Origin of the sequence: Lysinibacillus sp. UBA6686, assembly GCF_002455205.1 — a bacterium.
In the GTDB taxonomy this organism is placed as follows: Bacteria; Bacillota; Bacilli; order Bacillales_A; family Planococcaceae; genus Lysinibacillus; species Lysinibacillus pakistanensis.
In genome coordinates this window covers 123,397-130,286 of record NZ_DKJS01000056.1, presented here as the reverse complement: position 1 = coordinate 130,286, position 6,890 = coordinate 123,397, and the positions used below count along the sequence as shown (strand labels likewise).

The window sequence follows — 6,890 nt, the reverse complement described above, 5'->3', positions numbered from 1 at the left end:
TGATGTCCAAAATTTTTGTTTCCTTCACTAGTAAAAGCTAGCTACTAAAAACTATATTGATTACGTTTTGCTTGTTCAGTTTTCAAGGTTCATTTTTTATTTTGTCGCGTCATCTCTTGGCGACTTATACATAATAACATCGATTATTCATGAAAGTCAACACTAAAACATAAGTTTTTTTAAGAAGTTTATTTTTCTCTTTAATATTTTAGAAACGAGGTTGTTATGATGGTTCGTAAAACGTTGATTTCATTGTTTTTCATCGTAATACTATTTGTTTTTATAAAGCCGATAAACTCAACTATGATTTCTGTATTTAATATCGCTGATGCTCCAGCAGTTGTAACAAAAGGGCATTACGGTACATCTCTTGTAGTAGAAATTTCTTTCTCTGATGAAGCACTAATGGACTGGCTTAACACTGTAAAAGAACCTTATCCACTCTTATTATTAGATGCTGCATGGATTAAACGATCACCGGAACAATTAAAAATCATACAAAAGCGGAAACTACCTACAGGATTATTAGGACCAGAGGATTCTATTGATGAACCTATTAATATGACAGCCGTACAGAAAGATATCGCTATTTACGAAAAATATTTAAAAGAAACACCCCTTTGGTTTGCTACTCGCAATCACCAATATTCTCAGGATTTACAAAAAAACTTATTTCAACAGCAAATAAACATTCTTTCTCCCTCTTTGATTTGGAAAGGAGAAAAAACACCTAAAATACAAAAGGGCGATTTTATTTTCATCACCTTGCATCAAAACAATCCAATTACATTCAAAGATATAAATACTTTGCTACAACAAAATAAATTTATGTCGATTGAAGAAAATATTTTTGGATATAAAGTTCAAACTAAAAAATCACCATAAAAAAGTGCCTCCACATTTTCGGAGGCATCTTTATTATGCATTTGCGTTTTTCGCTTGTTCTTTACGTGCTTTACGGCGCGCTTCTAACTTTTGACGATCTTCATCGGATTTTGCATTATATTTGGGTAATACTAATAATTGATAGGCATTTACAGCAAGTAATGGAAATAGCAACAATGCAACATACTCGTTAATATTTTCATCTCGTCCCATTAAAGCAATCGTCCATTCCAACGTTGTAATGACAATCATAAAAAATAATGCTGAAATCAAAACATGCTTTTTCCCCGTCAATTTTACTTTTTGAACGGCTGTTGCAACTGCTCCAAAAATTAAAACAATTAATAATCCTAAATAAAATATCCAGCTTTGTCCCTCTTTAACTCCTGGGATAAAGCGGAAGAAAATAACGTCAAAAATAGTAATAACAATTAATAGTAACTGTACCCAATTCCATAGGGTCAATGTTCTAAAAATGTTAACTCCCACTTGATGGAGTGTTAAATAGGCAAAAAAGCCCGCTTGTGCAATTACACTCATTGTAAATCCTAAAAAGACCATCCATAAAAGCCCTGCTAAAAATTCTCCCCAATGACCATTTGTTATGTATGGTTGAAAGAAATCCCATCTAATAAACAAGCTACAAATACCGTTGACAGCGCCTCCAACGAGCATTGCAAAAAAGAAAAACTTTGCCCAATTTCGTATCGTCACAACTAAAAGTCCCCCAATTTCTACAATATATCTGTATTTATTTTAACAATGCATTGTTAAAAAAGCTATTTCTCATCCTAACCAATACATAAAGTCATCGTAAATGTGAACAATAATTGAAAGAGTCTATCTATAGAAAGGACTGATGATTAATGCGAAAATTTTCCTTATTACTAATTCTAATGCTTTTTCTTTCTGCCTGTTCACAAGATAAAACTTCTACCATGTCCTATGATGAAATAAAAAAAATTATGATTGACTCTTTACAAACTGAGGATGGTAAAAAGGCTTTACGGCAACTTTTAGAGGAGCCTAGCTTTCGTGAATTATTGATTTTGGAGCATGAAGAAGTGAAGAAGGCCACTGAGGAAACCTTACTTTCCAAGGAAGCAGAAGATTTTTGGAAGAAAACATTTGAAGATCCAAAGTTTAAAGAAACTGTCGCTAAAAGTATGCAAAAGCAGCAACAGGATATTATGAAGGAATTAATCAAAGATCCCACATTCCAAAAGGATATGGAGGCATTCTTTGGGCAGCCCGATATGCAAAAGCAGTTAGAAACAATTCTAAAGTCTTCCAACATGAGAAAACAAATGGAGGAAGTCGTAAAGGAAACAATTGAAAGTCCACTTATGCAAACTAAATGGCAGGAGCTTATTAAAAAAAGTGGCGGTGAAGGAACAGCACCTTCTGGTAAAAGTGAGAAAAAGGCAGGTAGCGGTGAAGGCACTGACAAAGGGCAAAAAACTACTCAGTAACTTCTTTATTTAAAAAACGGATTTCCTCATTTAATAATTTAGGAAATCCGTTTTTAATTATTTATTTAATTTATGAATCATTTTCGTCGCGATATCTAAATAAATTTGTCCAGTTGGGTGTTTTTCAGCATAAACAGAAGGGGCAAAATCTTCTTCTGACCAGTCAGGTTGACCAAGTGGAATTTGACCAAGTAATTCTGTACGTAGTTCTTCAGCTAACTTCGGCCCTCCACCTTGACCAAATACAAACTCACGATCACCTGATTTTGACTCGTACCATGCCATATTTTCAATAACACCTAAAATTTCATGTTCTGTTTGCAGAGCCATTGCACCTGCACGAGCTGCAACGAATGCTGCTGTAGGATGTGGTGTTGTAACAACAATTTCTTTCGATGAAGGCAGCATTTGATGAATATCTAGAGCTACGTCCCCGGTACCTGGTGGTAAATCGAGTAGCAGATAGTCTAATTCGCCCCATTCTACATCACGGAAGAACTGATCTAATACTTTACCTAGCATTGGTCCACGCCACACAATTGGTGCATTATTTTCAACAAAGAAGCCCATTGAAATCATTTTCACCCCGAAGCGATCAACTGGGAAAATTCGATTATCTACCACTTTTGGCATATCGGTAACACCCATCATATCTGGTACACTAAATCCGTAAATATCAGCATCAATCAAGCCTACCTTTTTACCAAGACGTGCTAATGCCACAGCGAGATTAACGGAAACTGTAGATTTCCCTACACCACCTTTACCTGATGCAATGGAAATAACTTGTACAGTGCTAAGAGGAGATAAAATATCCTGAGCCTCAGACTCAGTAGCCGTTCCACGGAAGCTTTGTAATTTCTCTGCTGATAGCTCCTCAAAGCGAATGCCTACTGTATTTGCTCCCGCTTCCTTCAAAACTTCAACAATTTTCATCTGTAATTGTAATTGTTCAGGTGTATTTGTTTTAGCAATCGCAATTTTTACACTGACATGATTTTTTTCTTCTTTTATTGATACATTTGAAATTCCATCTGTTTCTGCAAGTGATTTATGTAAAAATGGATCTTGTAGTTGTCCCAGTATTTCTCGTACTTGTTGTTCAGTAATCACGACGAACACTCCCCTTATTTTATCTCAATGTTAGTATATCATAATGATTTGATTTACGTTGTAGATGTTGCTCTATTCAATTTTAGCTAATAAATAGGCTTCTATACCTTCAACAATGGCATCACCCATTTTTTCTTGGTATTTTTTATCCGTTAAAAGTGCGCGTTCCTCATCATTGCTGATAAATCCTGTTTCCACAAGTGCAGCAGGTACTTCAACTTTTTTCAGTAAATATATTTGTTTGATAGACAGTGCTTCTCGGTCTGTATTTTTTAAATTCGTACGTATAGATTCTTGGATGCTCTTTGCTAATAATTCACTTTCAGCATGTCCTTCTTTATGATAAAACACCTGTGCTCCACGCCATTTTGTCTCTGGAATAGCATTTGCATGAATTGTAATAAAAATATCTGGTTTTTCTTTTTCAACAATATCTTTTCTTAAAAAGATATCCTGCTTTTTTCGTTCACGCATTGTACCAAACTTCTCTGACGGCGCATGCTCCTCGATAACATCTCCATCCTGTGTTCGAGTCATTACAACCGTTGCGCCTTTTTTCTTTAGCTCTTTCTCGACATGCTGAGCAATTGCAAGTGTAATATCCTTTTCAATCACTTCGCCCTTTGAAGCTCCCCCATCCTGACCACCATGACCCGCATCAATGACAACCTTTTGGCCGCCAAGTGGGTCTGGCAGGAAGAAGTTACGGTCCGAAGCATTCGTTTCATATGCCACGACCACTATACTCATTAGCATAATTACTCCTAGTGCAAGCCAGCGCTTCACCCATATCCACCACCCTTTTACATTTAGTGTACGATGATAGTGAGAGAACTATGCCAGAAAGTGAAAAAAACTCGCAAGTATTAACATTGAGAGATTGATTTGTAATAGAAGTTAATATTTAAAAATGGCATTAGTCCCTTACAATTTTCGAACTAATGCCGTTAATGTCTATTTTTGTGTAAATTCTGGTTTAAACTTACCTGTATAAGGTTCATGCTCTACAAACACTGTGATATCCTTGCCATCTTTGTCTTTACCAGTTCTTAAATAAGTGAATTTCTTGTTATTAAGCTCAGTAATCTCAAGGATAGCCCCATATTTATTTTCACCTATTGAAACATGTGCTCTTAGCTTATTTCCATGAAGAACATTAAAGTAACCGTAATCTCCACGGCTTTCACCTGTTTCAGGATTGAAAAATTCATATCTATTCGTATCAGCATTATATTTAGCAATACTGATAAAATTTGTATTATATTGTGTTATATCATTTCCTTCTGCATCTAATACAACCGTTCCCTGCCAAAGTGTATCAGCTAAAATTTTATCGCCATCCACATCTTTTACAATTGTACCTGTGGAATTTTTTAATGCTTTATCTTCTTCAGTAAATGTTAGCTTTCTGTCTTTATAAGGAACATGCTCAACGAATACCTCTACATCGTTACCATTTGCATCTTTCCCCATTCTTTTATACGTAAATAAATTTTGGGTTAGCTCCGTAATTTCCACGATTGCTTGATAATTTTTCGATTCAGAAATCAATACTCTTTGCTTTCCATCATTCGTGATAAAGAAAATACCTTTATCATCGCGACTTTTCCCTGTTTGTGGATCAAAAAATTCGTAACGAGCTGAATTAGCATCATACTTTGCCAGGCCAATAAAATTAGAATTTTCTGCGGTTAAATCCTTCTTATTTTTATCGTAAACTTTTGTGCCCTGCCAGTTGGTACTACTTAGAATATTTACATTTGCTTGACCTTTCGTCATTTCAATCTGCCTTTGATCTCCAGATTGCTCAGTTTTAACTTCCTCTTTCTTTTTTACATCTTGTTTACTCTGACATGCGGCAAGCAATGCCATTATAGCAAGTGAAATGATTAATAGCTTTTTCATGAATTGACCTCCATTTTATATATTCAGTTACTTCATGGTCCTCTACGAAATAACAGCTTACACGCAGTATCAGCCATTTCCGCGTAAAATACACATTACTTAGCAATTTATCCAACTGGAGATAACAGCGATTGTTATGTGAGCTACAGGATTATAATTAAATTTCTTCACACAAAAAAAGCATCAGTCCCATAAAAGACTAATGCTGTTTTTCACCAAGGAGGAATTTGAAAATTTATTTGAGTGTGAATTCAGGATTATATTCACCTTCATATGGTTCATGCTCAACAAATACAGTTACTTCATTTCCATCTTTGTCTTTACCCATTCTTTTATACGTAAACTTCTTATCGTTTAGCTCTGTGATTTCAAGTGCTACACCATATTTATTGGCGCCAATTGAAACGTGGGCTCTAACTTTATTGCCATGGATAATATCAAAGTAACCATAGTCTCCACGACTTTCTCCTGTTTCAGGGTTAAAGAATTCATATTTATTTGTGTCTGCATCATATTTTGCGATACTGATGAAGTTCGTATTATATTCAGTTACATCATTCCCAGCTTCATCCAACACTACAGTCCCATGCCACAATGTCTCTGCTAAGATCTTATCACCGTCCACGTTTTTTACAATATCACCTGTAGCAGCATCTAAAGTTTTATCCGCATCCGTGAAAGCAAGATCCTTATCATTATAAGGAATATGCTCAACAAAAACTTCTACATCGTTGCCTTCCTTATCTTTACCCATTCGTTTATAAGTAAAAATATTGTTGTTTAACTCTGTTATTTCCACAACGGCTTGGTAATTTTTCGATTCAGAAATTAAAATTCTGCTTTGACCATCATTTGTAATAAAGAATGTTCCTTTATCATCACGGCTTTCTCCAGTAGTCGCATCAAAGAATTCATAGTGACCTGTTTCAACATTATATTTAGCAAGACCAATAAAGTTTGCATTCTCAGCTGTTAAGTCATTATTATCTTTATCGTATACCTTTGTTCCTTGCCAGTTTGTACTACTAAGCATGTTAGCCATTTCTTGTCCTTTTGTTAACTGTGTATTATTTTCGATTGCGGCACTCTCTTTTTTTACTTCTGCACTTTCTGCATCATTTTCCTTTACAGTCTCTTTATCCTGACATGCAGCAAGGAGTGCCGTCGCTGCAACGGATACTATTAATAGCTTTTTCATATCTCCATTTACCCCCATAATTTAGTTACCTCAAGCCCTTTTTAGTTAGATGATTTTTTCTATTTTTATTGAGGCTTGATGTTCCATTGACAATCATATTAATATTGAATGTTAAACTCCCTCTAAATAATTCCTTAAAAAAATATAAACTTATCCGAAAATAATTTTAATAAATACTTCTTATTACCTAAAAAAAGCCATCTAATTTGAATAAAAATCTGTCAAAATAGATTAAATACAAAAAAACCCAATTTCTCGCATTAAAATTGAGAAATAGGGCTTTTATCAAAAAAACTACTATAGGATTTTATTCAAAA

The 6,890-nt window shown here is 34.8% G+C and carries 5 protein-coding genes and 2 pseudogenes; 2 read left to right on the top strand and 5 right to left on the bottom strand.

Going from position 1 to position 6,890, the window contains the following annotated elements:
* The first annotated feature begins 225 nt into the window (after window positions 1–225).
* On the top strand, window positions 226–885 hold the full coding sequence (locus B2R82_RS14960; RefSeq protein ID WP_286925684.1) for a hypothetical protein: 660 nt from the start codon (window positions 226–228) through the stop codon (window positions 883–885).
* A 33-nt stretch (window positions 886–918) separates the two neighbouring features.
* On the opposite strand, the gene B2R82_RS14955 is transcribed toward B2R82_RS14960, so the two are convergent.
* Complete coding sequence (locus tag B2R82_RS14955) at window positions 919–1,599, bottom strand: KinB-signaling pathway activation protein (RefSeq protein WP_286925683.1); 681 nt, start codon at window positions 1,597–1,599, stop codon at window positions 919–921.
* 152 nt (window positions 1,600–1,751) lie between these two features.
* Between B2R82_RS14955 and gerD the strand changes: the two genes are divergently transcribed.
* Window positions 1,752–2,357, top strand: coding sequence for a spore germination lipoprotein GerD (gene gerD, locus B2R82_RS14950; protein WP_286925682.1), 606 nt, complete (start codon window positions 1,752–1,754; stop codon window positions 2,355–2,357).
* A gap of 57 nt (window positions 2,358–2,414) precedes the next feature.
* Here the strand turns inward: gerD and B2R82_RS14945 are convergent, their stop codons facing one another.
* The 4 genes and pseudogenes from B2R82_RS14945 to B2R82_RS14930 all read right to left on the bottom strand — a co-directional run.
* Window positions 2,415–3,470: a P-loop NTPase gene (locus B2R82_RS14945; RefSeq protein WP_286925681.1), complete on the bottom strand. Its 1,056-nt coding sequence runs from the start codon at window positions 3,468–3,470 to the stop codon at window positions 2,415–2,417.
* 72 nt (window positions 3,471–3,542) lie between these two features.
* Window positions 3,543–4,256, bottom strand: coding sequence for an N-acetylmuramoyl-L-alanine amidase (locus B2R82_RS14940; RefSeq protein WP_286925680.1), 714 nt, complete (start codon window positions 4,254–4,256; stop codon window positions 3,543–3,545).
* Between the two features lie 168 nt (window positions 4,257–4,424).
* A pseudogene (locus tag B2R82_RS14935) lies at window positions 4,425–5,249 on the bottom strand (DUF4822 domain-containing protein); the annotation flags it as partial.
* Window positions 5,250–5,610: 361 nt separating this feature from the next.
* Window positions 5,611–6,438, bottom strand: a pseudogene (locus B2R82_RS14930) (DUF4822 domain-containing protein); the annotation flags it as partial.
* Window positions 6,439–6,890: the final 452 nt, after the last annotated feature.